Origin of the sequence: Kitasatospora sp. NPDC058115, assembly GCF_042884635.1 — a bacterium.
Lineage (GTDB): Bacteria > Actinomycetota > Actinomycetes > Streptomycetales > Streptomycetaceae > Kitasatospora.
Genome location: NZ_JBHVTL010000025.1, coordinates 103,229 through 129,385 on the forward strand (window position 1 = coordinate 103,229; position 26,157 = coordinate 129,385).

The window sequence follows — 26,157 nt, forward strand, 5'->3', positions numbered from 1 at the left end:
GGGGTGGGAGGCCGGGGGCCGGCTTCCCACCCCGCGGGAGACACCGCGTCAGAGCTCGGTCCGGCGCCGCCGGACGACGACGACGAGATCGACGACGGCGAACAGGGTGAGGATCCCGCAGGCCACGGCGAAACCGGTGAGGGTGCCCCGGCTCGGCGCGCCGAACGCGGGGGCGTTGGCGGCCCAGAACGCGAAGGCGGCGGTGGCCAGCGCGAACAGCGGGGTGAAGGTCAGCGACAGCAGGTAGCGCAGCTTGAGGTCGCTGCGGGCGGTGGCGGGCTCGGAGCCGCTGCGCCACCGCCGGGGGGTGGTGGCGGGCATCCGCGGTCACCTCCGGTGCTTCCGGCCCGTTCCGCGGGGCCGGTCCACGGTTCGGTCGGTCTACGATTCCAGCGTACGTCTGGGCGAGCCGGGGAGGGGCGATGACGGACACGGACGCGGAGGGTTACGCGGGGCTGCGGATCGAACGGGCCGAGGAGCTGGCGCGCCGGCACGGCTGGGCCTCGGTGCGGGTGCTGCCCCCGGGGGCGGCGATGACCATGGACCACCGGGAGGGCCGGCTCAACCTGGCGGTGCGCGACGGGCTGGTGGTGCGCAGCTGGGAGGGGTAGCCCTCCGGCGCCGTGCTCCGCGGTGCCGGGCGAGCCGGCGTTCGGCGGCGAGCACCAGGGGCTCCAGCAGCGGGAGCGAGAGCAGGACGAGCAGTCCGGCGGCCCAGCCGGCCAGCACGTCGGTGGCCCAGTGGGTGCCCAGGTAGACGGTGGTGAGGCCGACGGACCAGGCGGTGGCGCCCGCGAGCAGGGCGCCGGTGCGCCGCCAGCGCACCGCGAGGTAGGCCAGCACGCCCCAGGTGACCACGGCGTTCGCGGTGTGGCCGGAGGGGAAGATGGTGCCGCCGGAGAAGAGCTCGGGCGAGCCGACGTACCGGGCGTAGTGCGGGCCGAGCCGGCCGGTGACGATCTTGACCCCGCCGACGGTGAGGTTGAGCAGCAGCAGGGCGGCGCCCATCACCAGCAGTGGCCGGATCCGGCCCAGCCGGCGGGCGCGCCAGCCGAGCCAGGTGAAGGCGGCGAGCGCGGAGGGGCCGCGCTGACCGGCCACCACCCAGTTGTCCAGCAGCGGCTGCAGCCCGGGCCAGTGCTCGTAGGGCCGGTACAGCCGTATCTTCCAGTCGAGATCGACCAGCGAGGTGTCGAGCAGGACGGCCGCGGCCACCAGCAGGTAGCCGAGCGCGGCCAGCCCCAGCAGCGCGGCCTGGCGGCGGCCGAGCGGCGGCCGGGCCGGTCCGCCGGGGCGGGCGCGCGGGCGCGCGCGGGGGGTGGTCAGGTGCTCCGGGCGGTCCGGCGGTTCACTCGGCGCTGGCACGGCGGTGACCCTACCCAGCCACGCAGCGTGATTCCCGGTTCCATTCGGAATTCCCCGGCAAAGCCGTTCTCCGATCGCCGCGGGTCCGTTTCAGGACGATCAAAAGACGTTTTCGGATCGAATGTCCGTAAGGGGTTCGTGTGCTTTTCCCCAAGTTCGGGCAAAAAGAACGGGGCGGGAGACCGGCCGTGCCGGTTCCCACCCCGTGGTAACCCTGTGTAGGTTCGGTGCCTCAGTCGAGGGGGCCGCCCGCGACGTAGACCACCTGTCCGGAGACGAAGCCGGCGCCCTCGGAGACGAAGAACGCGATGGCGTGGGCGACGTCCTCCGGCGTCCCGACCCGCTGGACCGGGATCTGGGTGGCGGCGGCGGCCTTGAAGTCCTCGAAGTCCATGCCGATCCGGGCGGCGGTGGCCGCCGTCATGTCGGTGGCGATGAAGCCGGGGGCGACCGCGTTGGCGGTGATGCCGAACTTGCCGAGCTCGATGGCCAGGGTCTTGGTGAAGCCCTGGAGACCGGCCTTGGCGGCGGAGTAGTTGGCCTGGCCGCGGTTGCCCTGGGCGGAGGAGGAGGACAGGTTGACGATGCGTCCGAAACCGGCGTCCACCATGTACTTCTGGACCGCCCGGGTCATCAGGAACGCGCCGCGCAGGTGCACGTTCATGACCGTGTCCCAATCCGATTCGGTCATCTTGAAGATCAGGTTGTCGCGCAGCACGCCCGCGTTGTTGACGAGGACGACCGGGGCGCCGAGTTCGCCGGCGATCCGCTCGACGGCGGCCCGGACCTGGTCGGCGTCCGAGACGTCGGCGCCGACGGCCAGCGCGCGGCCGCCGGCGGCGGTGATCCGCTCGACGGTCTCCCGGCCGGCCGACTCCTCCAGGTCGAGGACGGCCACGGCGTAGCCGTCGGCGGCCAGGCGCACGGCGGTGGCCGCGCCCAGTCCGCGCGCGGCGCCGGTGACGACGGCGACCCGGGGGGTGGTGGTCTGCTCGGTCATGCTCGGTCTCGTCTCTCTCGGAGTAATCGGGCGTTGTTGCAGGTCAGTTGCAGGTGGAGGGGTGTTGCAGCGCGGCGGTGCGGCCCCGGCCCGGCATCGGTCGCGCTCCGGAGCCGGAGCGCCGGCCGTCCGGACCCCGGGCGGAACACCCAGGAAACTCCCAGGAAGCACTCGGGGGAAAACCGGCAGCGGGGGACTGCTCCGGAGGTCACGGCCGTCCCGGTGGCCACACCCTACCGGCGGGTAGGGGGCTCGGCCAGGGCGAAGGCGCAGGTGACCGTGGGTAAGGACCGACCGGTCGGCTTTCTCCTGCGAACGGGTTACCGGCGGGTCGGCGCGGCGCGTAAATATGCCAATGTTGCCGAACCTGCGTCTACTATCCGCCCCTGCCTGCCAGCGAGGGCCCGCCGTTTGTATAGTGTCCGCCAGCAGCCACCGGCTGCACGGCTGGAGCGCCCTCCCGAACAGCGGGACGCCCACTCGCCGTTACTGCCCCACCCGGGTGTCCCACACACACCGGGTGTGACATCGGGACGGATACATGGTGCTGGGGGAGATCCCGACGACCCGCGTGTCCGCGCGACTGCAGCAGTCGCCCGGACACCTCATCCGCGTTGCACAGCAGGTCCACACCCGCCTGTGGTCCGAACACGTCGGAGCCGATCTCACGGCTCCGCAGTTCGCGGTCCTGCTGGTTCTCGCCCTCGAACCGGGCGCTGACCAGCGCACGGTCGGCGAGCGTGCCTCGCTCGACAAGGCCACGATGGCCGAGATGGTCGCCCGGCTGGTCCGGCGCGGCCTGGTGCTGCGGCGCCGAGACCCGGCCGACGGCCGGCGCAAGTTGCTCGCTCTCTCGCAGAGCGGCGCCCAGGCTGTCCGCGAGGCCACCGGCGGAGTGGTCCGCGTGCAGCGCACGCTCTTCGAGCCGCTCACTCCGGAGGAGCAGCTGGAGATCGTCCGGGTGATGGCCAAGATAGCCAGACTGGAGCCGGCCCAGGTCGCCGTCCTCACGGACGCGCGGCCGATGCTGGACGCCCAGCGGGCGATCGGCTACCTGATCCGGGTGAGCCAGCAGGTGCACACCAAGCTCTGGTCGGAGCACGTCGGTTCGGAGCTGACGGCGCCGCAGTACGCGGTGCTGGACGCCCTCGAACTGGAGCCGGGCGCTGACCAGCGCACGGTGGGCGAACTGGCCTCGCTGGACAAGGCCACGATGGCCGAGATGGTCAGCCGGCTGGTCCGGCGCGGCCTGGTCCAGCGGCGGCGCGACCCCTCGGACGGACGGCGCAACCTGCTCTCGCTCTCACCGGCGGGACAGGACCTGCTGCACCGCTCGGCCGCGGGCGTCGCCCAGGTCCAGCAGCTGCTGCTGGCGCCGCTGGAGGAGGAGGAGCACGAGGCCGCGCTCGCGCTGATCGCCAAGGCGGCCCGGCTCTAGCCGGAACGTCGCGACTGTCAGCCAAAACGATTCATCACCGTGCCGCCGGCTCCGCCCGGGCCGGTGGCGGCTCTCGCGGCCGGTGACGGCCGTCGCGGGTCAACACGGTGAAGGCCGCCCTCCCCACGCGGGGAGGGCGGCCTTCACCGTTGACGTGCGGTCAGGCGGCCGGGGCCGCCCGTCCGGTCAGTTCCAGTCGAACTCCTGCGGGTCCGGGCCGATCCGGGTGCCGGTGGCGATGCCGGCGATCGCGGCGAGGTCCTCGGCGTCCAGCTCGAAGCCGGCGACGTCCAGGTTCTCCTTGATCCGCGACGGGGTGACCGACTTCGGGATCGCGATGACGCCGTTCTGCAGGTGCCAGCGGAGCACCACCTGGGCGACGGTGCGGCCGTGCTTGGCGGCGATCCGGGCCAGCTCCGGCTCGGAGAGCAGCTCCTTGCCCTGGCCGAGCGGGCTCCACGCCTCGGTGGCGATGCCGTGCCGCGCGTGGAAGGCGCGCAGCTCCTCCTGCGGGAAGTACGGGTGCAGCTCGACCTGGTTGAGCGCCGGGAGGAGCGAGGACTCCTCGGCGATCCGGGCGAGCTGCTCGGTGCCGAAGTTGGAGACGCCGACCGAGCGCACCCGGCCGTCGGCCTTCAGCTGCTCCAGCGCCTTCCAGACGTTGAGGTAGCTGCCATGCATCGGGCGCGGCCAGTGGATGAGGTAGAGGTCGAGGTGGTCCAGGCCGAGCCGGTCCAGGGAGGCGTCGAACTCGCGCAGCACCGCGTCGCGGCCCTGCTCGCCGGACCAGTCGCGGGTGCCGGAGTTCCACAGCTTGGTGGTGATGTAGAGGTCCTCGCGGGCGACGCCGCCGGCCAGGGCCTCGGCGATCGCCTTGCCGGTGCCGGACTCGTTCTCGTAGATCGCGGCGGTGTCGATCGAGCGGTAGCCGGCCTCGATCGCGGCACGGACGGCGGCGGTGGCCTCCGCGTCCGGCACCTGCCAGACCCCGAAGCCGAGCTGCGGGATCCGGGTGCCGTCGTTCAGCGTGACAGTGGGGATGTTGCTCACGGAAGGGGTGCCCTCTCCTGGTCGCGTGTCGTTCCGATGGGCAACCGGTGCGGTGGCCGGAAATGTTCCCCGCCCGGGAAAATTTTCTGACGCTTCCTACCGGCGCGCGCATAACACTACGACGTCGGCCGGGTGCCGGGAAAACCTGTTGCGCAGGTCACATCCGAGTTGGCACGCTCACTGCCATGACCTCCTGACGACCCACGGCCGTGACCATACCGGCCGTCCTCCGCACCCTCCGCCCGTACCGCCCCGCAACGGAGCGTCATGCCGCTCAAAACCCTCCCCCTGGCCGATCCCGGCCTCCCCGACCTCTCCTCCCCGCTCGCCCTCCTGCGCTGGCTCCAACGCGGCCAGCGGCGCGGGCAGGTGCTCGCCACCTGCTGGTCGCTGCTGGAGATGGGCAGTCAGGCCGCCCTTCCGGTGGTGGTCGGCCTCGGCGTCCAGGCCGTCGTCGACGGCGACACCGGCGCCCTGTGGCGGGCCGGCGGGCTCGCCCTGGTGCTGGTCGCGCTGTCCGCGCTCGCCACCGTGCTGCTGCACCGTCAGGCGGTCTGGAACTGGATCCACGCCGTCTGCCAGGTCCGCCAGCTGGTCGCCCGGCAGGCCTCCGACCTCGGCTCCGGGCTGTCCCGGCGGATCGCCACCGGCGAGATCGTCGCGGTCGGCAGCGGGGACGTCGAGAAGATCGGCTGGTACGTCGAACTCGTCGCCCGGGTGCGCGGGTCGGTCGCCGTCTGGCTGGCGGTCGGCGTCGCGGTGCTGGCCGTCGAACCGGTGCTCGGGCTGGCGGTGCTGCTCGGGGTGCCCGTGCTCGCCGCCTCGGTCTGGCCGCTGCTCGGACCGCTCGAACGCCGCTACACCGAGCAGCGCACCCTCGGCGGCAGGGCCACCGAGCTCGCCGCCGACACGGTGGCCGGGCTGCGGGTGCTGCGCGGCATCGGCGGCGAGGAGCTCTTCCTCGACCGCTACCGGGCGGCGTCCCAGAAGGTCCGCGCGGCGGCCGTCCGCTCGGCCCGGGTCTGGTCCCTGATGCACGCCCAGCAGGTGCTGCTGCCCGGGCTCTTCGTGGTCGGCGTCACCTGGTACGGCGCCCACCTCGCGGCCGACGGGCGGATCTCGGTCGGCACCCTGGTGGCGGTCTACGGCGCCACCGTGTTCCTCGCCGCGCCGCTGCGGGTCCTCGGCGAGGCGGCGCACGCCTGGAGCGTGGCCCGGGTCTCCGCCGGGCGCGCCGTGCGGGTGCTCGCGCTGGCCCGGACGGAGGGCCCCGGGGCCGGCTCGCTCGCCGACCCGGCGCGCTCCGACCTGTTCGACCCGGTCACCGGGCTGACCGCCCGGGCCGGTGAACTGACCGCCGTGGTCTGCGGCGACCCGGACTTCGCCGGCGCGCTCGCCGAACGGCTCGGCGGGCACGTCCCGGCGGGCGACGACGAGCGGCCGGAACCCTCCGTACGGCTCGGTGGCACCGAGCTGGACGCCGTCCCGAGGGCCGAGGCGCGGGCCGCGGTGCTGGTGCACGACAAGGAACCGGTGCTGCTCTCCGGCACCCTGGCGGCGCTGTTCGACATCCCCGCCTCCGGCCGGGTCGACCCGTGGGAGGCGCTCGCCGCCGCCCGCGCGCAGGACGTGCTCGACGCCCTGGCGGACGGCGCGCCGCCGGTGGACCCGCAGGCCGGCGCGGCAGCGGCAGCCGCACCGGCAGCGGCACCGGCAGCGGACGCGCGGAACGTGATGGCGGCGAAGATCACCGAGCGGGGGCGTTCGCTGTCGGGCGGCCAGCGGCAGCGGCTGGCGCTGGCCCGGTCGCTGCTCGCCGACCCGCCGGTGCTCGTGCTGGACGAGCCGACCAGCGCGGTCGACGCGCACACCGAGTCCCGGATCGCCGCCGGGCTGCGGAAGAACCGCGAGGGGCGCACCACGGTGGTCTTCGCCACCAGCCCGCTGCTGCTCGACCGGGCCGACCGGGTGGTGCTGATCCGGGACGGCCGGGTGGCCGCGAGCGGCGTCCACCGTGAGCTGATGCGCGGTGAGCCGGCCTACCGGGCGGTGGTCACCCGGACCGAGGACCCGGTCCCGGCGGGGGACCGGGCGTCGCAGCCCGCCACCGGCCCCCGGCCCGCCGCCGCCCGGCCCGCGACCACCCGGACCGCCGCCGGCACCCGGACCGAGTCGAGGAGTGAGGCATGAAGCCCCCCGAACACCACGAGCAGGGACCGGCCACCACCCTGCCGGTCGGCTCCCCGGCCGCCGTGCGCGGCTATCTGCGGGTGCTGGCCCGGCGTCACCGCGGCGCCTTCTCGGCGGTGGTCGGGCTGCACGCGGTGGCCACGGTGGCCGGCCTGGTCGGCCCCTGGGTGCTCGGCACGCTCGTCGAGTCGCTCGCCACCGGCACCGCGGAGTCCGCCATCACGGTCGCCGTGGCGTGGTACCTGCTGGCGCTCGCGGTGCAGTCCGCCTTCACCTGGGGGTCGCGGCTGCGCGGCGCGGTGCTCGGCGAACGGGTGCTGGCCGACCTGCGGGAGGACTTCCTGGTCCGCTCGGTGGCGCTGCCGACCGGCGTCCTGGAGCGGGCCGGGACGGGGGACCTGGTCTCCCGGGGCACCACCGACATCGACCGGCTGGACAAGTCGGTGCGCGAGGCGGTGCCGGAGCTGGCCGTGGCGATCGTCTCGCTGGTGCTGGTGTTCGGCGCGCTGGTGGTCACCTCGCCGCTGCTCGCCCTCACCTCGCTGATCGGCCTGCCGCTGCTGCTGGTCTCCTCCCGCTGGTACTTCCGGCGCGCCCCGCAGTCCTACCACAAGGAGTCGGCGGGGTACGCGGCGGCCAACTCCGTCCTGGCCGAGACGGTCGACGCCGGCCGGACGGTCGAGGCGCTGCGGCTGGGCGGGCAGCGGCTGCGGCTGACCGACCTCAAGCTGGCGCAGTGGATCGCCTGGGAGCGGTACACCCTCTGGCTGCGCTCGCTCTGGTTCCCGACCATCGACGTGGCGTACACCCTGGCCGTGCTCGGTCCGCTGGTGCTCGGCGGGCTGCTCGCCCTGCGGGGCTCGGTCACCGTGGGCCAGCTGACCACCGGGGTGCTCTACGCCCAGGCCCTGGTGGCGCCGGTCGACCGGATCCTGCGCTGGTGCGACGAACTGCAGATCGGCGAGGCCTCGCTGGCCCGGCTGGTCGGCGTGCACGAGGTGCCGCGGGCGGAGGGCGACGACGGGGAGCGGCCGAGCGGGCGGCGGGTCGAGGCACGGGACGTCGGCTTCGGCTACCGGGAGGGCGCCGACGTGCTGCACGGCATCAGCCTGGACGTCGCGCCCGGCAGCCGGGTGGCGCTGGTCGGGCCGTCCGGGGCGGGCAAGTCCACCCTGGGCCGGCTGCTCGCCGGGATCTACGCGCCGGGCCGGGGCAGTGTGACCCTCGGCGGGGCGGCGCTGTCGCGGATGCCGGCCGAGCGGGTGCGGGCCGAGGTCGCGCTGGTCAACCAGGAGCACCACGTCTTCGTCGGGACGCTGCGCGACAACCTGCGGCTGGCCGCGCCGGGCGCCGACGACGCCGAGCTGCGCCGGGCCCTGGACGCGGTGGACGCCGGGGGCTGGGTGGACGCGCTGTCGGCCGGGCTGGACACCGAGGTCGGCTCCGGCGGCACCGCCCTGACCCCGCCGCAGGCCCAGCAGCTGGCGCTGGCCCGGCTGGTGCTGGCCGATCCGCACACCCTCGTGCTGGACGAGGCCACCTCGTTGCTGGACCCGAGGGCCGCCCGGCACCTGGAGCGTTCGCTCGCCCGGGTCCTGGAGGGCCGGACGGTCATCGCCATCGCGCACCGGCTGCACACCGCCCACGACGCGGACGTGATCGCGGTGGTCGAGGGCGGACGGATCAGCGAGTACGGCAGCCACCCCGAGCTGGTGGCGGCGGGCGGCCCGTACGCGGCCCTCTGGCGCTCCTGGCGGGACGAACACTGACGAGGCCTGACGGAAGCCGACGGGAGCCGACGGAAAGTGACAAGGGGTGAACCCGCGCGGGGCGAAATCGCCCCGTGTGGGGCGCCCCCGGCCGCGTATCCGGGCAAATGTCCTCATTCGGCCCCAGAATGCTCGGGTGACCAAGATTTCGGACTCCTCGGGTACCAGGCGCAGTGAGATCGGTGGGATTCCCACCCGCTACATCGGGATCGGCGTCATCGTCGTCCTCGCGGTCTGGTTCCTGTTCGCCAACCTCGACAAGGTGAAGATCCAGTTCTGGGTGTTCACCGTGACCGCCCCGCTCTGGATCGCCCTGCTGGCCACGCTGATCGCCGGCGTGGCACTCGGCTGGCTGCTGAAGGGGCGGCGCGGGAAGTGACCGCCGCCGCCGAGCCGCCCGCCGCCGAGCCGCCCGCCGCGCCCGGGCCCGGCGGCTTCACGCCGCTGATCGAGTTACGCGGGGTCAACAAGCACTTCGGCGCCCTGCACGTGCTGCAGGACATCGAGCTGACCGTCGGCCGGGGCGAGGTCGTGGTGGTGATCGGCCCCTCCGGCTCCGGGAAGTCCACGCTCTGCCGGGCCATCAACCGGCTGGAGCCGGTGGAGTCGGGCTCCATCCTGATCGACGGCCGGCCCCTGCCCGAGGAGGGCAAGGGGCTGGCCCGGCTGCGCGCCGAGGTCGGGATGGTGTTCCAGTCCTTCAACCTGTTCGCCCACAAGACGGTGCTGCAGAACGTCTCGCTGGCGCAGGTGAAGGTGCGCGGACGCTCCAGGGCGGAGGCGGACGCCAAGTCCCGGGCCCTGCTGGAGCGGGTCGGGCTGGCCACGCAGGCCGACAAGTACCCGGCCCAGCTCTCCGGCGGTCAGCAGCAGCGCGTCGCGATCGCCCGGGCGCTGGCGATGGACCCCAAGGCGCTCCTCTTCGACGAGCCGACCTCGGCGCTCGACCCCGAGATGATCAACGAGGTGCTGGACGTCATGCGCCGGCTGGCGCACGAGGGCATGACGATGGTCGTCGTCACCCATGAGATGGGCTTCGCCCGGGCCTCCGCCAACCGGGTGGTCTTCATGGCCGACGGCCGGATCGTCGAGGACCGCGCCCCGGAGGAGTTCTTCGGCGCCCCGGAGAGCGAACGGGCCCGGGACTTCCTCTCCAAGATCCTGAAGCACTGAGGCCCGGCCCGTGAAGAAGATCGTGACCCTCGCGGCCGCGGCCCTGCTGCCGGCCCTGGTGCTGTCCGGCTGCGGCAAGCCCGGCACCCCGCCCCCCAAGGGGCCGCAGCCCAGCGCCCTGCCCACCTACCAGGTGGCCGCCGGCGCCCCGGTGAGCGGCTCGCCGACCCTGGACGCCGCCCGCGACCGCGGGCACCTGGTGGTCGGCGCCAAGGAGGACCAGCCCTACCTGGGCCAGAAGAACCCGGCCACCGGGGAGTACTCCGGCTTCGACATCGAGATCGCCAAGATGGTCGCCGCCGACCTCGGCTTCGGCCCGGAGCGGATCGAGTTCAGGACCATCGCCTCCGCCAACCGCGAGACCGCGCTGCAGAACGGCCAGGTCGACTACTACGTCGGCACCTACACCATCAACGACAACCGCAAGAAGCTGGTCGGCTTCGCCGGGCCGTACTTCCTGGCCGGGCAGTCGCTGCTGGTGCGCCGGAACAACAAGGACATCACCGGCCCGCAGGACCTGGACGGCAAGAAGGTCTGCTCGGCCGCCGGCTCCACCCCGTACCAGCGGATCCAGAAGCAGTACCCGAAGGCGCACCTGATCGGCTACGACACCTACTCGGCCTGCGTGGACAACCTGATCACCTCCCAGGTGGACACCGTCACCACGGACAACACCATCCTCATGGGCTACGCGGCCAAGGTGCCGGACGAGCTCAAGGTGGTCGGTCAGCCGTTCTCCCAGGAGCCGTACGGGATCGGCACGCCGAAGAACGACACCGTGCTGCGCGGCGCGCTCAACGACGCGCTGGCGCACCACGAGCAGAACGGCGACTGGAAGAAGGCCTACGACGCGACCCTCGGCCTGTCCGGGGTGCCCGCGCCCGCCCCGCCGCCGATCGACCGGTACTGAGGAGGGGCCGGGCTGTGAAGACGCTGACCGACAACTGGTCGACCTACTGGGACGGTTTCCTCGGCACCCTCTCGCTGTTCGCGGTGAGCGCCGTGCTGTCGCTGGCGCTCGGGGTGCTGATGGCGAGCTTCCGGGTCTCGCCGGTGCGACCGCTGCGCGCGTTCGGCACCACCTGGGTGACCCTGCTGCGCAACACCCCGCTGACCCTGCTGTTCTTCATCGTGGTGCTGGGCCTGCCGCGGTTCGACATCACCCTGCCGTTCTTCACCTTCGCGGTGCTCGCGCTCGGCTGCTACACCTCCGCGTTCGTCTGCGAGGCCATGCGCTCGGGCGTGAACACCGTGCCGGTCGGGCAGGGCGAGGCGGCGCGCAGCCTGGGCATGACCTTCGGCCAGACGATGGGGCTGGTGGTGCTGCCGCAGGCGTACCGCTCGGTGGTGGCCCCAATCGGCAGTGTGATGATCGCTCTGGCGAAGAACACGGCGATTGCCGGCTCGTTCAGCGTCACCGAACTGCTCGGCACCTACCGGACCATCAACGAACTGGGCTACAGCATCGTGTGGACCTTCGTCTGGATCGCCGTGGGCTACCTGATCATCACCCTGACCATCAGCGCCGTGTTCAACCTCATGGAACGACGACTGGCGGTGTCGCGATGACGGCGGAATCCTCGGCGCTCTACGACGTCCCCGGCCCGAAGGCGCTCGCCCGGCACCGGCTGTACGGCGGGATCGCGCTGCTGGCGATCGCCGCGCTGCTCGGCTGGATCGTCTACATGCTCTTCCACACCCACCAGTTCACCGCGGCCAAGTGGACCGCCTTCCAGTACCAGGGCGTCCAGGACCTGCTGCTGAACGGGCTCGCCAACACCCTCAAGGCCTTCGGCTGGACGGTGCTCCTCGCCCTGCCGTTCGGCGCGCTGCTCGCGGTGGGGCGGCTGTCCGACCACCGGGCGGTGCGCTGGGTGTCCACCCTCGTGGTGGAGTTCTTCCGGGCCATGCCGCTGCTGGTGATGATCTTCTTCATCTTCGTCGCCCTCAAGGTCGCCCCGCTCTGGGCGCTGGTCGCCGGGCTGGTGCTCTACAACGGCTCGGTGCTCGCCGAGGTGTTCCGGGCCGGGGTGCTGGCGGTGCCCGGCGGCCAGCGGGAGGCGGCCTTCGCGCTGGGCATGCGCAAGTCCCAGGTGATGACGTACGTGCTGGTGCCGCAGGCCTGCCGGGCGATGCTGCCGGCGATCATCAGCCAGCTGGTGGTGGCGCTCAAGGACACCTCGCTGGGCTTCCTGATCACCTACGAGGAGTTCCTGCACGCCGGCAAGCTGATCGCCACCAACCTCGACTACGACCTGCCGTTCATCCCGGTGGTCATGGTGATCGCGCCGGTCTACATCGGCATGTGCCTGCTGCTCTCCTGGTTCGCCCACTGGGTCGAGCGGCGCAGCCGGCGCAGCCCGAGCGCGCGCGGCGGGGCCCCGGTGGCGCCGGCCGAGGTGTCGATGGGCGTACCGCCGTCCGCCCGGATGTGACCGCACGGGGCCCACGGGGACGGACGGTTCAGCCGTGAACCATAGGTGCAGCCGGGGTCTGGCTCGGTACCTCCAAACTCTGCTTATGATTTCCGGGCGTGCACGACGAAACGGCGCGCCCGGGGACCGGCGTGCCCGAGCGACGGCGCACGACGGACCGCGACACGACGGCCGGGCGGAGGGACAGGGGAACGGGTGTTCGACTCACGGCACATCAGGACCTTCCACGAGGTCGTCCGGGCCGGCTCCTACTCGGCGGCCGCCCGCGAACTCGGCTACACCCAGCCCGCCATCACCCAGCAGATGAAGGCCCTGGAACGCACCGTCGGTCTGCCGCTGTTCACCCGGGCCGGGCGCGGGCTGCGCCTCACCGAGGCCGGCGAGACGCTCGCCCGGCACGCCGAACAGATCCTCGGCAGCCTCTCCGCCGCCCAGCAGCACCTGGCCGCGCTCGGCCGGCTGCGCGCCGGACGCGTCCGGGTCTGCGCCTTCCCCAGCGCCAACGCCACCCTGATACCGGAGGCGATGGCCAGGCTGCTCGCCGAGCACCCCGGCGTGCGGGTCGAACTCCTGGAGGCCGAACCGCCGGACTCGGTGCAGCGGCTGCTGCGCGGGGAGTGCGACATCGCGCTCGCCTTCCGCTACCCGGGAGCGCCCGCCGAGGTGCCGGACGGGCTGGACGAGATCCCGCTGATGGAGGACCTGCTGACCGTGCTGCTGCCGGTCGGCCACCCGCTCGGGCGCCGGCACGCCGTCCGGCTGGCCGACCTCGACGGCGAGCGCTGGATCGCCGGCTGCCCGCGCTGCCGGGCCAACCTGCTGCAGGTCTGCGCCGAACAGGGCTTCGCCCCGGACATCGTCTTCTCCACCGACGACAACCTCGCCGTGCAGAGCCTGGTGGCCGCCGGGGTCGGGATCGCGCTGATGCCCGCCCTGGTGCTCTCCTTCATGTGCCACCGCAAGGTCACCGGCCGGGCCGTCGAGCCGCACCTGCGGCGCGAGGTCAGCGCGTACGTGCTCCGCGAGCACCGGCGGATTCCGGCGACCGCGCTGGTCCTGGACCACCTGCGGCAGGCCGCCGCGGCGCGGGTGGGCTGCTGAGCACCGCTCACCGATAAGCGGTGGTTGGGGGAGAGCGAAAGAACCCTCCTTGGACGTGATGGGTCGGCGGCGGCGAACCTGCTCCCATGACGACGTCTGCCACGGTCGGCGGCGGCCGGCTCACCGCGTGCATGACCGCCCTCGTCGGCGAGATCCGCGCGGTCGTGGACCGCGGCCTGCCCCCCGAACTCACCGCCTACCTGGTCGGCGAACGGCTCGCCCCGTACCTCGGCGACGGCGAGCTGCTCACCGCCGACCAGCGCGAGGGCGACCCCGAGCGCTACCGCCAGCACGTCCTGCACGCCGAGAGCGACGGCTCCTTCTCCGTCGTCGCCCTGGTCTGGCTGCCCGGCCAGCGCACCCCCGTCCACGACCACGTCTCCTGGTGCGTGGCCGGCGTCCACCAGGGCCAGGAGAGCGAGACCCGCTACCGGCTGGTCTCCGACGGACGCACCGCCCACCTCGTCGAGACCGAGCACGTGGTCGGCCCGGCCGGCACCGTCGCCGCCTTCGCCCCGCCCGGCGACATCCACCAGGTGCGCAACGCCTGCGCCACCACCGCCATCTCCATCCACGTGTACGGCGCCGACGTCTCCCGGCTCGGCACCAGCATCCGGCGGGTCTACCGGCTGCCCGCCCCCGAACAGCGGTGAACCCCCGATGGCACTGACCCTCCGGGACCGCGCGGTCCGGCCCGCGCGCACCCGCACCCTGCCCCCGCTCGGCGGCAACGCCCCCGGCCTGCTGCTCGCCGCCCTCGGCGTCGCCGCCGCGCTCGCCGTCCACCGCGCCGTCCCGGCGGTACCCGGGCTCACCGCCGCCGTGGTGCTCGGCGTCGCCGCCGCCCACCTGCCCGGCCTGCGGCCGCTGGTGCGCGGCGTCGCCCGGCCCGGGCTCTCCGCCGCCGGCAAGCGGCCGATGCGCCTGGGCATCGTGCTGCTCGGCCTCAAGCTGAGCCTCGACGACGTGCTCGGCCTCGGCTGGGCCACCGTCGCCATGGTGCTCGCCGTGGTCGCCGCCACCTTCACCGGCACCCTCTGGCTCGGGCGCCGGCTCGGCCTGCCCGGCGACCAGCCGCTGCTGGTCGCCACCGGCTACTCGATCTGCGGCGCCTCCGCGATCGGCGCGGTCAGCCAGGCCGCCGGCAGCGAGGAGGAGGACGTCGCCGCCTCGGTCGCCCTGGTCACCCTCTGCGGCACCCTGGCCATCGGCGTGCTGCCGCTGCTCCAGCACCCGCTCGGCCTGGACCCGGCCGGCTTCGGCCGGTGGGTCGGCGCCGGCGTGCACGACGTCGGGCAGGTGGTCGCCACCGCGCAGAGCGGCGGGCCGGGCGCGCTGCGCGAGGCGGTGCTGGTCAAGCTGATGCGGGTGGTCCTGCTCGCACCGCTGGTCGCCGGCGTCGCGGTGGCCGCGCGGCGCTCGCACCGGCGCGCCGGCACCACGCCGACGGCCGGCCGACGGCCGCCGCTGGTGCCGCTGTTCGTCGTCGGCTTCCTGGCGATGATCGTGCTGCGCAGCACCGGGGTCCTGCCCGAGCGGGCCCTCGCCCTCGCCGGGGACGCCCAGGAACTGCTGCTCGCGGCGGCGCTGTTCGGGCTCGGCAGCGCCGTCCACCTGCCGACCATGGTGCGCACCGGCGGCCGGATCGCGCTGCTCGGGCTCGGCTCCTGGGTGGTGGTCGCCGGGGTCTCTTACGCCGGGGTGCTGGCCACCCGGTAAACGGCGGGCGTCCGGGCAGGGGCTGGACTATTGTCGGGCGGGTGGTCCGGCCGGTCGGCCGGCCCGTGCACCCGTGCACCCGTGTTCCCGAGCACCGCGGAGGAAGCCACCGCATGTCGACCGCATTGCCCGCCCGGGACGGCTCCGCGGCCGTCGTCACGCTCGACCGCCGCGAGGGCCCCTACGGGGAGGTGGCGCTGCGGCGGCGGGGCGCCACCTACGAGATCATCGCCAACGGCTGCTTCCTGATGGACACCGCCGACGGCCGCTCGGAGCGGCTGCTCGTCGGGGCGGCGCTGGAGGCACTGGAGCGGACCGCCGAGCCCGCCGTGCTGATCGGCGGGCTCGGCGTCGGCTTCTCGCTCGCCCACGCGGCGGCCGAGCCGCGCTGGGGGCGGATCGCCGTGGTGGAGCGCGAGGGCGCGATCATCGCGTGGCACCGGGACGGCCCGCTGGCGGCCTTCTCGGGCGGCGCGCTGGACGATCCGCGGGTGGAGGTGCTGCACACCGACCTGCTGGAGTACCTGGCCGGCACCGACGGCGCCCGCTACCACGCGCTCTGCCTGGACATCGACAACGGGCCCGACTGGACGGTCACCGACGCCAACGCCGGGCTGTACGGCCCGGACGGGCTGGCGGGGCTGCGCCACCGGCTGGAGCCGGGCGGGGTGCTGGCGGTGTGGAGCGCCCGGCCGTCCGGGGCCTTCGAGGAGGCGCTGCGGGCGGCCGGCTTCACGGACGTGACGACGCGGGAGGTCGCGGTGGCCCGCGGCGTGCCGGACGTCGTGCACCTGGCCCGCCGCGCGCGGTGAGCGCGTGACGGGCCAGGTGGCGCAGCGGCGGGGCCGCTTCCGGCCGGTCTACTTCATGCCGGTCTACTTCAGGCCGTTGTCCACCGCGGCCATCAGCTCGCCGTTCGGGGTGTCACCGTCGAAGGCCCAGACCATCGCGCCGGCCAGCCCCTGGGACTTGATCCAGGCGGTCTTGCGGGCGATCTCGGTCGGGTCGTCGTAGGTGTAGAAGACGTTCCCGTTGTAGATGTAGGCGTGGCCGGCCACCGGGTCGCGGTAGACGGTGTAACCGCCGCTGGTGGCCATCTCCTTGAGCCTCTTGTAGTCCTCGAAGCCCGCCTCGTAGGTGCCCGGGCCGGGGCCCGTCGCGGTCTGGAAGAGGCCGTTGGTGGTGCCGCGCGGCACGCCCGTCCAGCCGCGTCCGTAGAACGGGATGCCGAGGGTGAGCTTGCTCTTCGGGGCGCCGCCGTCGACGTACGCGCCGATCGCGACCTCGGAGCTGAACTGGCGGGCCGGCGGGTTCGGGTCACCGGCGGCGACCTTGATGCCGGACTGCTGGTTGGTGACCATCTCCCAGCCGCCGTGGTAGTCGTAGCCCTGGATGGTGGCGAAGTCGAAGGCGCCGAACAGGCCCGGGATGTCGATGCCCGCGGTGACCTTCGCCGGGTCGGCCGGGAGGAAGGCGCTCAGCGTGTAGTGCTTGTTGGTGGTGGCGCCGAGGGCGTCCAGCTGGCGGCGGAACTCCTGGGCCAGCAGGGTGTAGTTGGCCTTGTCGGCGGGCCGGAAGATGTTCCCGGTGTGCCCGTCGGAGTTCGGCCACTCCCAGTCGAGGTCGATGCCGTCGAAGATGCCGGCCGCGCTGCCCGCGCCGCCGCGGCCGTCGATCACCGGCAGGTTGCCCTTGATGTACATGTCGATGCAGGAGCTGACCAGCGCCTTGCGGGAGGCGTCGGTGGCCGCCGCGTCGGAGAACCACTTGCTGTAGGACCAGCCGCCCAGCGAGATCTGGATCTTGAGGTTGGGGTACTTGGCCTTGAGCTGCTTCAGCTGGTTGAAGTTGCCGGCCAGCTTCTGGTCCCAGGTGTCGGTGGTGCCGGCCACCGAGGTGCCGGCGTCCCAGCCCCGGCCGAAGTCGGCCCAGGCGTCACCGGCGCCGTCGCCCGCGTTCGGGTCGTTGTCCGGCCCGGCCGCCTTGTTGGTGATGAAGCACTGCTTGGTGCTCGGGTGGATGTTGGCGAAGGCGTAGTTGATCACCGAGAGCCGGCCGGCCGAGCCCGAGGTGTCGAGCTGCTTCACGCTGTAGCCGCGGGCGTAGACGCTCCACTGGGTGAAGTAGCCGATCTTCAGCGCGCCGCCGGTGCCGCCCTTCTTGGTGCGGGCGGTCACCGCGCCGGAGGCCGGGGAGACGTTGCCGGCCGCGTCGCGGGCCTTCACGGTGAAGGTGTACTCGGTGTCCGGGGCGAGGCCGCCGACGGTGCCGGAGGGGCTGGTGACGGTGGTCACCACGCCGTTGCTCGCGGTGATGTCGTAGGCGGTGACGCCGACGTTGTCGGTGCTGGCCGCCCAGCTCAGCGAGACCGAGCTGGAGTCCGAGCCGGTGACGGCCGGGGTGCCCGGCGTGGTCGGCGCCTCCTTGTCCTCGATCGGCGGCGGGGTGGTGACGCTCACCGGGCCGGCCGCCGCGGAGCGGTTGCCCGCCGCGTCGAAGGCCTGGACGGTGAACTGGTAGGTGGTGCCGCCGGTCAGGCCCTGCACGGTGACGGCGGTGGTGGCGCCGTCGGTGGTGGCCACCTTCGTGCCGTCCCGGTACACGTCGTACCCGGTGACGCCGACGTTGTCGGTGCTCGCGGTCCAGGACAGCGCCGCGGTGGTCTGGGTGACGGTGCCGGACTTCAGGGCGCCCGGAACGGTCGGCGGGGTCAGGTCGTCGCCGCTGCCGTCGCACGGCTTGCCGTTCAGCTTGCAGTTCGCCAGCGGCTGGTAGCCGCCCGAGTAGGCGATGTTGAAGCCGACGTTGTAGGTGCCGCCGGCCGGGAGGGTCGAGGCCCAGCCGGGGTTCTTCACCGTGACGTGGGAGGCCGAGGTGGTGTAGGAGGCGTTCCACAGGCCCGCGACGGTGTTGCCGCCGGGCAGGTCGAACTCCAGGGTCCAGCCGTTGACCGCGGCGCCGGTGCCGTTGGTGATGGTGTAGCTGCCCTCGTAGCCGCTGCCCCAGTCGCTGCCCTTGGTCAGGCTCGCGGTCAGGGACCCGGCGGCCGCCGGTGCGGCGGGCCCGGCGGCGTGGGCCAGGGTGGCGGGCAGGGCGGCGCCGAGCAGCGGGACGAGCAGGGTCCCGGCCGCGAGCAGCGGCAGGCTGATCCGACGTTTGTGCATCGATGTGGCTCCTGTCCTGGGGTCCCGGGGCAGGCCCGGACCCCCCGTAACCCGTGGGGAGGTGTCAGGTGCGTGGAGCGGCGCGCTCCGGGCCATGGGGGCGGCCGCGGAACCGGTCCTCGGGCCGTCGGGGTGCCACGGAGGATCCTGTGCCGAGGGTAGGGAGCCGACGCTGAACTGGCAATAGGTCTGTACCACTTGTGGATCGTGGACATGACCGGGTGGCAGACGGCGACCGCCCCGGCGACGGGCGTCGCCGGGGCGGTCGCGGGGTGCGGCGGGGCCGCGGGGTTCCGGGCCCTCAGCCGAAGGGGTCGTGCTCCGGGGCGGCGGCGGGCGGCGGGGCCGGGGTGTCCTCGGGCTGCGGGGCGAAGGGGTTGAAGTCCGGCGGCGGGACCATCACCGGAGTGCCCTTGGCGGGGCCGGCGGTGGCGGGGACGGCCGGCGGGGCGCTGGGCGGCGGCGGGACGGCCGCGGCGCGGGGCGCCGGGAGGGTGGTGCCGAAGGGGTCCGCGGGCAGGTCGGCGGCGGTCACCGTGCCGAACGGGTCGGTGGCCGGGGCGGCGGCGGGCTGGGCGGCGGGGGCCGGCAGCGGTTCGGCGACCGGGGCGCCGAGGATGCCGAAGGGGTCGAAGTCCGGCGGGGGCACCATCACGGGGGTGCCCTTGGGCGGCTCGGGGGCCTCCTGGGCCGCCGGTTCGGCGACCGGGGCGCCGAGGATGCCGAAGGGGTCGAAGTCCGGCGGCGGGACCGTCACCGGCGTGCCCTTGGGCGGGGCGGGCGGCCCGGCGGCGTCGTCGGGCACCAGGATCGGCCGGGCCGGGGTCGGGTCGGCGACCGGGGCGAAGGGGTTGAAGTCGGCCGGCGGGACGCGCACCGGTGCGGCGTGCTCCTCGGGCACCGGCGGCACGGGGGGTGCCGGGGGAACGGGCGGCGCCGGGGGCGCGGCGGGCTCGGCCGGGGCGGGCAGGGCGGGCTCGGCCGGGGCGGGCACGGCGGTCGGGACGGCGGCGACCGGGGTGGCGGGCACGCCGTCCCAGCCGAACTGCACGCTCTTCAGCAGCTCGGCGAAGACGTCCGTGTACAGCTCCCAGTCCTGCGGCTGGGCGGTGGTCAGCTGCACGCAGAGCACCGAGACGCCGTCCGGCAGCGGGACGAACGCCTCCACCACCGAGGTGACCGCCCAGCGGCGCGTCCCGTCGGCGGCCAGCGGGCCCGGCACCGGGACGCTGCGGGCCTCGACCAGGACGGCGGCCGGTCCGGCGGGCAGCAGCACCGTCCAGACCTCGGCGTGCCGGCGCACGGTGGCCAGCTCGGTGGCGAGCCCGGTGATCGGCAGCGGGTGGCGGGCCAGCGAGACGACCAGGGTGGCGTCGGTCGGCCGGCCGTCCAGGTGGAAGGCGCCGAGGCCCGCGTACACGGTGCCGGAGGCGGTGACGGTGTCCGCCAGGGCGGCGGCGATCAGCGCGAAGTCGCGGCGCTCGGCCGGGCCGGCGCCGCTGAACAGCTCCTCGGCGGTCTCGGCCAGGTGCGCGGTCAGCCCGGCGGCGGCCGCGGCGGTGGCCGGGGCGATCCCGGCTCCGGCCGGGATGCCGTCCACCGGCCCGGTGCGAACCGTCCGGGCGGAGACCCCGGGCGGGCCGTCCGGCGAGGTGAGGGCATGGAAGCCCGGCGGGACGACCAGGCGCACCTCGGCGCCCGCGCCGGTGGGCAGTTCGACCGGCTGACGGGTCTGCCGGCCGTCGGCCAGCGCGGCCAGCGGCGCGGCGAAGGCGGGGCGGAGCTTGGGGTCGGCGGGCTCGCCGGTCACCGGCAGGCCGAGGTCCCCGGCGGTGGGCGCCCCGGTGGAGCCGGCCGCCGCGCCGCGGACCGGGCCGGCGGCGCCGTAGCGGGCCAGCAGCGCGCCGCCCGCCAGCGGGGCCAGCGCGGCGCCGGTGCCCGGGCGGGCGGTGCCGGCGGTGACCACGGTGCCGAGCCGGTCGACGGCGGTGTGCACCGGGCCGTTGGGTGCCAGCGGCAGGTGGAACAGGGCGTCGGCGGCCGGGTGGGCGCCCGCCCGCAGCACGGTCAGCGCGGCCGCGGGGTGGCGCGAGGCCCGGGCGCCGAGGAGCGCGTCGGTGAGGCTGCCGAGGGTCGCGGAGACCCGCTCCGCGGCTGCGAAGGGGCTGGCCTCCGCGCTGAACTGGCCGTCCTGGGTCACCTGTTGAGCCCCCCGCTCCGTTCGCTGTGCGTTCGCTGGTCCATGGACCCCGGCCCGGGGGTGACCGGCGGGCCGTCAGATCCGTGCACATTCCTATCAGAGGGCGCCGACGGGGCAGAACCGGCCGCCCGGCGTCGGCCCGCGTCCGGGGCCCCGCATCCGGAGCCCCGGCCCGCCCGGGCCGCTACGCCTGCTCGGTGCGGCCGGGCTCTCCCGCGGCGGGGCCGGGGACGGCGGCCGGGGCGGCCGGGGCGGTCAGGGCGGTGAGGGCGTCGGCCAGGCCGGGGACGGCCAGCAGGCCCGCGAGGTCGCGCACCAGCCGTCCGGTCGGGCCGTCCGGGCGTTCGTCGGCGAGGAAGCCGGCCAGCTCGGCGGCCAGCGCGGGCTCCCGGGCGGCGGTCAGCGTGAGCGCGGCCACGAACTCCTGCACCAGGTGCAGCTGGAGGTCCTCCAGCGGCACCGAGCGGTCGGCCAGCCATTCCAGCGAGGTGATCTCGGCGTTGGCGATCCAGGCCCGGACGGTCAGCCGCAGCGCCGGGCTGGGGGAGGGCAGCGCCAGGTGGCCGAGGAGCTGGTCGTGGGCGGCCTGGCGGACCTCGTCGATCACCGCCGAGGTGTTGGTGCTGGCCGTCACCGAACCGCCGCGCAGCAGCGCCGCGAAGCCGGGGCCGTGGCTCTGCACGAAGTCCAGGTAACGGCCCATCACCCGGTACAGCCGCTCGGAGAGCGGGCCCTCGGCCGGCTCCTCGAACCGGGCCGACAGCTCCCGGCCGGCCCGGCGCAGCGACTCCTCGTAGATCGCCTGCTTGCCCGGGAAGTAGTGGTAGACCAGCGGCCGGGAGGCACCCGCGGCGGCGGCGATGTCGTCGATCGACACCTCCTCCGGCGGGCGGTGGCTGAACAGCTCCAGCGCCACCGCGATCAGCTGCTCGCGCCGCTCGTCCACGCTCAGCCGCCGGCGCGGGCGCCCGGCGCTCTCCGGGCGGTCGCCGCCTCCGGGCGCGGGCGCGGACGCGGGGGAGGGGGCCGACGGCGTTCGGGATGCCATGCGCGTCACCCTAATTCGTTGATAGCGGATTGGTGCAGCCAGGGGGCTGATGTCGGTCCGTTCGAATGCCGAGGTCGTGACGCCTCGCGCCACCCGGGCCGTTGAGGCCTTCGGATAGATCGGCGCGCGGCTCCGGCATTCGTGGTGGTGGCGACCGCGTGGGCGCCGGTCGGATGCCTTTCGGATATCGGGTGCTCGACGCCTACTTACAGACCGTGCGGCGTCCGGCGCCTTCGTGGCCGCCACCACCGTCGTCAACACCGTGCGCTTGATCACTCGTTGGTGTTGGTGGTGCGAGCCCGCCGCACGGTGACCTCTCGAATTGCCCGAGCCGCCCGAGCTCCCGCAACAGACCGAGGCCCGCGCGGCGCGCTGGTGCCACGAACGGCTAGTGAGGTGGCGGACCGGCCGGGTGGTCGAGTCCTGGAATTAGGTCGCTGCGTGGCCCGCATGTGCTCGTGACCAGCGCAAACACCGCGCCCTGGGGAGGGAACAAATTGATCTACTGCGGCATCGACTGGGCCGAGCGGACGCACGACGTCGCCCTGGTCGACGACACCGGACAGCTGCTGGCCAAGCGGCACATCACCGACGACGCGGTCGGCTACAAGCTGTTGCTGGACCTGCTCGCCGAGTACGGCGACACCGAGGACACCCCGATCCCGGTCGCGATCGAGACCTCCCGCGGCCTTCTGGTCGCGGTCCTGCGGACCGGCCGGCGCAAGGTCTTCGCGATCAACCCGATGGCCGCCGCCCGATACCGCGACCGGCACGCCGTCTCCCGCAAGAAGTCCGACCCCGGCGACGCCCTGGTCCTGGCGAACATCCTGCGCACCGACATGCACGCCCACCGGCCGCTTCCCGACGACAGCGACCTGGCCCGCGCCGTCGCCGTCCTCGCCCGCGCCCAGCAGGACGCCGTCTGGAACAAACAGCAGATGTCCAACCAGCTCCGCTCCCTGCTCCGCGAGTACTACCCGGCGGCCCTCGCCGCCTTCGAGCCGTGGAAGAACGGCCTGTGTCGACCCGAGGCCCGCGAGATCCTCAAGACCGCCCCCACACCGGCGAAGGCCGCGCGGCTGACCCGCACGCAGCTCGCCGCCGCCCTCAAGAGGGCCGGCCGCCAGCGCGGCATCGACGCGGAGGCCGAGCGGCTGCGCGAGGTCTTCCGCGCCGACTGGGCCCACCAACCGGCATTGGTCGAGGACGCGCTCGGCCGGCAGATGCTAGCCATCCTGGGCCAGCTCACGGCCGCCTGCACCGCCGCCGACGACCTCGCCCAGGCCGTCGAGGAGGTGTTCCCGCAGCACCCGGACGCCGAGATCATCCTCAGCTTCCCCGGCCTCGGCACCCAACTCGGCGCCCGCGTCCTCGCCGAGATCGGCGACGACCGCGCACGCTTCGCCGACGCCCGCGGCCTCAAGGCCTACGCCGGCGCATCCCCCGTCACCCGGGCCTCCGGCAAGAAGTCCAGCATCACCCGCCGCTGGGTGAAGAACGACCGGCTCAACCACGCCGGCTATCTCTGGGCGTTCTCCGCGATCACCGCCTCACCCGGCGCGAAGGCCCACTACCGGCGCCGCCGCGACGACCACGGCGACTGGCACGCCGCCGGCCAGCGCAACCTGTTCAACCGGATGCTCGGCCAGCTCTACCACTGCCTCAAGAACCGCCGCCTGTTCGACGAACACGCCGCGTTCCCCGCGCCGCAGTCCCCAGCACTGGCGGTGGCGTAGGTGATATCGCTTGCGGCTCACCGACCTGCGGAGGTCGCTCGGCAGCGTGCTTGAATCACCGGATGATCGACTGGTCCACACTCCACGACGCCTACGGCCCGGCACACGCGATACCCGGGCTGCTGGACCGGGCCGTCGATCGTGACCGGGAGGCGATCGACCTGCTCTGGGGGCGCTTGTGCCACCAGGGGACGATCACCCCCGCGAGCATCGCCGCACTGCCGCGGCTGGCGGAAATCGCGAAGGCCGGGGACACCGGGGACTGGGCGCTCAATCTGGCCGGCGCCATAGCGGGCGGCCTCCTCCAACCCCACGGCGCCGACGAAGAAGTCACCCGCTGCACGCCGGCCCTGGCCGAGCTGCGGGCCACGGCCGCCGCCCGGCTGAGGCCTGGCCTGGACGGGAAGGCCTACCTCAGCCGGCTGCAGGCCATGCTCGCGTTCGACGGCCAACCCCTGTGGTTCGAGACCCTGGACGACTTCACCGATTCCTTCGTCACCGTCGCCTGCCCGCACTGCGACGCACCGGTGACGATCGCGGTCGGCGACCACGGCTGCTACTCCTCGATCCGGGACTGGAACCTGGGGGACGTCCACCAGGTCCCGCTCCGGCCGGCCACCCCGCACGAGCTGACCGGCACCGCGCGGATGCTGCACGAGTCGGCCGTACGGGATGGCCAGCAAAGGCTCGCCTGGGGCCTGACGCACCTGTTCGGCCGGGCGGAATGCCCAGGATGCGGGAGCGTCTTCGGCATCGCCGACGAGTACGAAGCCGCCAATGCACCCGCCCCATGGAACTTCGCCCGAAGCCACACCAAGGACGCTCCCTGACCACCGGCAGGGCCCTCGAAATCGAACATTGAGCTCGTGCCCGCTGTCCCGACTTGACGGCTTGGCGCCGTGAGGTGCCCGCTGTCCCGACTTGACGGCTTGGCGCCGTGAGGTGTCTATCCGCCCGGTCGGGCCCGGCGGTGCTCCAGGTAGCGGCGGTAGGCCTCCCGGCCGTCGGGGACGAAGACGTCGCGCTCCAGCCGGGCGGCCAGCTCGGCCGGGGTGAGCCAGGCGTGCCAGGCCACCTCGGACTCCTGCGGGGAGACCGGGCCGTCCCACTGGGCCTCGTGCACGTCGGACCACCAGGCGAGGCCGTCGCCGCGGTACAGGAAGCGGAACAGCGGGCGCGGGGCGATCCCGGTGACGCCCAGCTCCTCCTCCGTCTCCCGGACGGCGGCCCGCCCGTAGGTCTCCCCGGCGCCCACCACGCCGCCGACGAACATGTCGTGCGCGCCCGGGGCGAACAGTTTGGTGTCGGTGCGCCGGTGCACGAAGATCCGCCCGGCCGGGTCGCGGACCAGGACGAAGACGCACCGGTGGGTCAGCCCGAGCCGGTACACCTCCCCCCGCCGCGCGGTCCCGGTCACCCGGTCGTGCTCGTCGACGACGTCCAGCAGCTCATCGGCGGGATCGCTCTGCGCAGGCTCGCTCATGACCGACAGGTTAGGGTTTCCGGGCGATTCACGAACGGACGGACGAGGGACGGCACGCGCGGTGGTGGAGATCTGGGGCGAGACGGCCGGGGGCTTCGAGCCGGTGCGGGAGGCCTTCGCGCGCAACTTCCGGGAGTACGGGGAACTCGGCGCGGCCTTCGCGCTGTACGTGCACGGCCGCAAGGTGGTGGACCTCTGGGGCGGCGACGCCCGGCCCGAGGTCGGCGGGCGGCCCGCGCCGGCCGTGCCCTGGACGGCGGACACCGCGCAGGTGCTGCGCTCGGTCACCAAGGGCCTGACCGCGACCACCGCGCTGCTGCTCGCCGAGCGCGGGCAGCTCGACCTGGACGCCCCGGTGGTCTCCTACTGGCCGGAGTTCGGGGCGGCCGGCAAGGGCGGGGTGCCGGTGAGCTGGCTGCTGTCGCACCAGGCCGGGGTGCCGGCGCTGGACGTGCCGCTGCGGCTGGAGGACGTGCTCACCTGGGAGCGGGCGGCGGCCGCGGTGGCCGCCCAGGCGCCCGCCTGGGAGCCCGGCACGGCGCACGGCTACCACCCGTACACCTTCGGCTGGCTGGTCGGCGAGGTGGTGCGCCGGGTGAGCGGGCGCACCGTCGGCCAGTACTTCGCCGAGGAGATCGCCCGTCCGCTCGGCCTCGACCTGTGGATCGGCCTGCCGGCCGGCGCCGCGCCCCGGGTGGGCCGGCTGGTCGACCTGCCCGCGCCGGCGGCCGCCCGGACCGGTCCGAGCGGGCTGCGGCTGCGCCCCAAGCAGTCCGTGCGGGACGCCTACCAGGACCCGTCCTCGCTGACCGCCCGGGCGTTCGCCTCGGTGCGGCCCGGGGTGGACCTGAACGACCCGGCGGTGCAGGCGGCCGAGATCCCCGGCGCGGGCGGGATCGGCACGGCGCGCTCGGTGGCCCGGTTCTACGCGGCGCTGATCGGCGCGGCCGACCGGCACGGCAGCGGCGGCGGGGCGCTGCCGCCGCTGCTCGGTCCCGGGATGCTGGCCCGCGCGGTCGGGCCGGTGGTCAGCGGCCCGGACCGGGTGCTGATCGTCGGTTCCACCTTCGGGCTGGGCTTCTTCCGGCACAGCCCGACCTCGCCGATGGCCTCGCCGGCGAGCTTCGGCCACCCGGGCCGGGGCGGCTCGCTGGGCTTCGCCGACCCGGAGCTCGGGATCGGCTTCGGCTACGTCACCAACGGCATGCAGCCCGGTGTCACCGGGGACATCCGCTCCCGCGCGCTGATCCGGGCGGTGCGGGAGTGCCTGGGGGCGGCCTGAGCCC

The 26,157-nt window shown here is 74.1% G+C and carries 24 protein-coding genes; 16 read left to right on the plus strand and 8 right to left on the minus strand.

Going from position 1 to position 26,157, the window contains the following annotated elements; all coding sequences use genetic code 11:
- Positions 1 to 48 precede the first annotated feature (48 nt).
- On the minus strand, positions 49 to 321 hold the full coding sequence (locus tag ACFVVL_RS25695) for a DUF6343 family protein (RefSeq protein WP_380293184.1): 273 nt from the start codon (positions 319 to 321) through the stop codon (positions 49 to 51).
- 101 nt (positions 322 to 422) lie between these two features.
- Between ACFVVL_RS25695 and ACFVVL_RS25700 the strand changes: the two genes are divergently transcribed.
- Positions 423 to 611 carry an I78 family peptidase inhibitor gene (locus ACFVVL_RS25700; RefSeq protein ID WP_380293182.1) on the plus strand — a complete coding sequence of 63 codons (189 nt, stop codon included), beginning with the start codon at positions 423 to 425 and terminating at the stop codon, positions 609 to 611.
- On the opposite strand, the gene ACFVVL_RS25705 is transcribed toward ACFVVL_RS25700, so the two are convergent.
- Together ACFVVL_RS25705 and fabG are read right to left on the minus strand one after the other, a co-directional pair.
- On the minus strand, positions 562 to 1,365 hold the full coding sequence (locus ACFVVL_RS25705) for a phosphatase PAP2 family protein (RefSeq protein ID WP_387679042.1): 804 nt from the start codon (positions 1,363 to 1,365) through the stop codon (positions 562 to 564). The two genes, ACFVVL_RS25700 and ACFVVL_RS25705, sit on opposite strands and share 50 nt — an antisense overlap.
- A gap of 232 nt (positions 1,366 to 1,597) precedes the next feature.
- On the minus strand, positions 1,598 to 2,365 hold the full coding sequence (gene fabG, locus ACFVVL_RS25710) for a 3-oxoacyl-ACP reductase FabG (RefSeq protein ID WP_380293178.1): 768 nt from the start codon (positions 2,363 to 2,365) through the stop codon (positions 1,598 to 1,600).
- Positions 2,366 to 2,936: 571 nt separating this feature from the next.
- Here fabG and ACFVVL_RS25715 point away from each other — a divergent pair.
- Entirely contained in the window at positions 2,937 to 3,803 is an 867-nt protein-coding gene (locus ACFVVL_RS25715) for a MarR family transcriptional regulator (RefSeq protein WP_350756300.1), read from the plus strand.
- 186 nt (positions 3,804 to 3,989) lie between these two features.
- Here the strand turns inward: ACFVVL_RS25715 and ACFVVL_RS25720 are convergent, their stop codons facing one another.
- The gene (locus ACFVVL_RS25720; protein WP_387679046.1) at positions 3,990 to 4,853 is read right to left on the minus strand and encodes an aldo/keto reductase; all 864 of its coding nucleotides are present in this window, start codon (positions 4,851 to 4,853) and stop codon (positions 3,990 to 3,992) included.
- A 267-nt stretch (positions 4,854 to 5,120) separates the two neighbouring features.
- On the opposite strand from ACFVVL_RS25720, the gene ACFVVL_RS25725 reads away from it, so the two are divergent.
- The 11 genes from ACFVVL_RS25725 to ACFVVL_RS25775 all read left to right on the plus strand — a co-directional run bounded on the left by ACFVVL_RS25725 (position 5,121) and on the right by ACFVVL_RS25775 (position 16,052).
- The gene (locus ACFVVL_RS25725) at positions 5,121 to 7,043 is read left to right on the plus strand and encodes an ABC transporter ATP-binding protein (RefSeq protein ID WP_387679049.1); all 1,923 of its coding nucleotides are present in this window, start codon (positions 5,121 to 5,123) and stop codon (positions 7,041 to 7,043) included.
- A complete protein-coding gene (locus tag ACFVVL_RS25730; RefSeq protein WP_387679052.1) occupies positions 7,040 to 8,812 on the plus strand; it encodes an ABC transporter ATP-binding protein in 1,773 nt (590 codons plus the stop codon). The genes ACFVVL_RS25725 and ACFVVL_RS25730 overlap by 4 nt, the downstream gene beginning before the upstream one ends.
- A 136-nt stretch (positions 8,813 to 8,948) precedes the next feature.
- Positions 8,949 to 9,191 carry a lipopolysaccharide assembly protein LapA domain-containing protein gene (locus tag ACFVVL_RS25735; RefSeq protein WP_380297205.1) on the plus strand — a complete coding sequence of 81 codons (243 nt, stop codon included), beginning with the start codon at positions 8,949 to 8,951 and terminating at the stop codon, positions 9,189 to 9,191.
- Positions 9,192 to 9,256: 65 nt separating this feature from the next.
- Entirely contained in the window at positions 9,257 to 9,985 is a 729-nt protein-coding gene (locus tag ACFVVL_RS25740) for an amino acid ABC transporter ATP-binding protein (RefSeq protein WP_387679137.1), read from the plus strand.
- A 10-nt stretch (positions 9,986 to 9,995) separates the two neighbouring features.
- Positions 9,996 to 10,895 carry a glutamate ABC transporter substrate-binding protein gene (locus tag ACFVVL_RS25745; RefSeq protein WP_387679055.1) on the plus strand — a complete coding sequence of 300 codons (900 nt, stop codon included), beginning with the start codon at positions 9,996 to 9,998 and terminating at the stop codon, positions 10,893 to 10,895.
- 14 nt (positions 10,896 to 10,909) lie between these two features.
- The gene (locus ACFVVL_RS25750; RefSeq protein WP_380297208.1) at positions 10,910 to 11,554 is read left to right on the plus strand and encodes an amino acid ABC transporter permease; all 645 of its coding nucleotides are present in this window, start codon (positions 10,910 to 10,912) and stop codon (positions 11,552 to 11,554) included.
- Complete coding sequence (locus ACFVVL_RS25755; RefSeq protein ID WP_387679058.1) at positions 11,551 to 12,420, plus strand: amino acid ABC transporter permease; 870 nt, start codon at positions 11,551 to 11,553, stop codon at positions 12,418 to 12,420. Before ACFVVL_RS25750 ends, ACFVVL_RS25755 begins: the two co-directional genes overlap by 4 nt.
- A 195-nt stretch (positions 12,421 to 12,615) precedes the next feature.
- Complete coding sequence (locus ACFVVL_RS25760; protein WP_380297211.1) at positions 12,616 to 13,521, plus strand: LysR family transcriptional regulator; 906 nt, start codon at positions 12,616 to 12,618, stop codon at positions 13,519 to 13,521.
- An 86-nt stretch (positions 13,522 to 13,607) separates the two neighbouring features.
- Positions 13,608 to 14,174, plus strand: a complete 567-nt coding sequence (locus ACFVVL_RS25765; protein ID WP_387679063.1) for a cysteine dioxygenase — start codon at positions 13,608 to 13,610, stop codon at positions 14,172 to 14,174.
- 7 nt (positions 14,175 to 14,181) lie between these two features.
- Positions 14,182 to 15,240, plus strand: coding sequence for a YeiH family protein (locus ACFVVL_RS25770; protein ID WP_387679066.1), 1,059 nt, complete (start codon positions 14,182 to 14,184; stop codon positions 15,238 to 15,240).
- Between the two features lie 113 nt (positions 15,241 to 15,353).
- Complete coding sequence (locus ACFVVL_RS25775) at positions 15,354 to 16,052, plus strand: spermidine synthase (RefSeq protein WP_387679069.1); 699 nt, start codon at positions 15,354 to 15,356, stop codon at positions 16,050 to 16,052.
- 63 nt (positions 16,053 to 16,115) lie between these two features.
- On the opposite strand, the gene ACFVVL_RS25780 is transcribed toward ACFVVL_RS25775, so the two are convergent.
- From ACFVVL_RS25780 to ACFVVL_RS25790, 3 genes are all read right to left on the minus strand, one after another.
- The gene (locus ACFVVL_RS25780; RefSeq protein ID WP_380295247.1) at positions 16,116 to 18,404 is read right to left on the minus strand and encodes a glycosyl hydrolase family 18 protein; all 2,289 of its coding nucleotides are present in this window, start codon (positions 18,402 to 18,404) and stop codon (positions 16,116 to 16,118) included.
- A 301-nt stretch (positions 18,405 to 18,705) separates the two neighbouring features.
- Positions 18,706 to 20,604: a hypothetical protein gene (locus ACFVVL_RS25785; protein ID WP_387679073.1), complete on the minus strand. Its 1,899-nt coding sequence runs from the start codon at positions 20,602 to 20,604 to the stop codon at positions 18,706 to 18,708.
- 184 nt (positions 20,605 to 20,788) lie between these two features.
- Positions 20,789 to 21,652, minus strand: coding sequence for a TetR/AcrR family transcriptional regulator (locus ACFVVL_RS25790; protein WP_387679076.1), 864 nt, complete (start codon positions 21,650 to 21,652; stop codon positions 20,789 to 20,791).
- Positions 21,653 to 22,110: 458 nt separating this feature from the next.
- Between ACFVVL_RS25790 and ACFVVL_RS25795 the strand changes: the two genes are divergently transcribed.
- Entirely contained in the window at positions 22,111 to 23,388 is a 1,278-nt protein-coding gene (locus tag ACFVVL_RS25795) for an IS110 family transposase (RefSeq protein WP_387679079.1), read from the plus strand.
- A 62-nt stretch (positions 23,389 to 23,450) separates the two neighbouring features.
- Entirely contained in the window at positions 23,451 to 24,218 is a 768-nt protein-coding gene (locus ACFVVL_RS25800; RefSeq protein ID WP_387679082.1) for a hypothetical protein, read from the plus strand.
- A gap of 116 nt (positions 24,219 to 24,334) precedes the next feature.
- Here ACFVVL_RS25800 and ACFVVL_RS25805 read toward each other — a convergent pair whose 3' ends face one another.
- A complete protein-coding gene (locus ACFVVL_RS25805; RefSeq protein WP_387679085.1) occupies positions 24,335 to 24,871 on the minus strand; it encodes an NUDIX hydrolase in 537 nt (178 codons plus the stop codon).
- A gap of 61 nt (positions 24,872 to 24,932) precedes the next feature.
- Here ACFVVL_RS25805 and ACFVVL_RS25810 point away from each other — a divergent pair, with 61 nt between their 5' ends.
- Entirely contained in the window at positions 24,933 to 26,153 is a 1,221-nt protein-coding gene (locus tag ACFVVL_RS25810) for a serine hydrolase domain-containing protein (RefSeq protein WP_387679088.1), read from the plus strand.
- The last annotated feature ends 4 nt before the right edge of the window (positions 26,154 to 26,157 follow it).

Bases quoted from the DNA above. Each gene is read 5' to 3' on its own strand.
- fabG (WP_380293178.1), bottom strand. From the start codon at position 2,365: ATGACCGAGCAGACCACCACCCCCCGGGTCGCCGTCGTCACCGGCGCC.
- ACFVVL_RS25780 (WP_380295247.1), bottom strand. From the start codon at position 18,404: ATGCACAAACGTCGGATCAGCCTGCCGCTGCTCGCGGCCGGGACCCTG.
- ACFVVL_RS25800 (WP_387679082.1), top strand. From the start codon at position 23,451: ATGATCGACTGGTCCACACTCCACGACGCCTACGGCCCGGCACACGCG.
- ACFVVL_RS25805 (WP_387679085.1), bottom strand. From the start codon at position 24,871: ATGAGCGAGCCTGCGCAGAGCGATCCCGCCGATGAGCTGCTGGACGTC.
- ACFVVL_RS25730 (WP_387679052.1), top strand. From the start codon at position 7,040: ATGAAGCCCCCCGAACACCACGAGCAGGGACCGGCCACCACCCTGCCG.
- ACFVVL_RS25775 (WP_387679069.1), top strand. From the start codon at position 15,354: ATGTCGACCGCATTGCCCGCCCGGGACGGCTCCGCGGCCGTCGTCACG.
- ACFVVL_RS25790 (WP_387679076.1), bottom strand. From the start codon at position 21,652: ATGGCATCCCGAACGCCGTCGGCCCCCTCCCCCGCGTCCGCGCCCGCG.
- ACFVVL_RS25695 (WP_380293184.1), bottom strand. From the start codon at position 321: ATGCCCGCCACCACCCCCCGGCGGTGGCGCAGCGGCTCCGAGCCCGCC.
- ACFVVL_RS25725 (WP_387679049.1), top strand. From the start codon at position 5,121: ATGCCGCTCAAAACCCTCCCCCTGGCCGATCCCGGCCTCCCCGACCTC.
- ACFVVL_RS25755 (WP_387679058.1), top strand. From the start codon at position 11,551: ATGACGGCGGAATCCTCGGCGCTCTACGACGTCCCCGGCCCGAAGGCG.
- ACFVVL_RS25765 (WP_387679063.1), top strand. From the start codon at position 13,608: ATGACGACGTCTGCCACGGTCGGCGGCGGCCGGCTCACCGCGTGCATG.
- ACFVVL_RS25700 (WP_380293182.1), top strand. From the start codon at position 423: ATGACGGACACGGACGCGGAGGGTTACGCGGGGCTGCGGATCGAACGG.
- ACFVVL_RS25770 (WP_387679066.1), top strand. From the start codon at position 14,182: ATGGCACTGACCCTCCGGGACCGCGCGGTCCGGCCCGCGCGCACCCGC.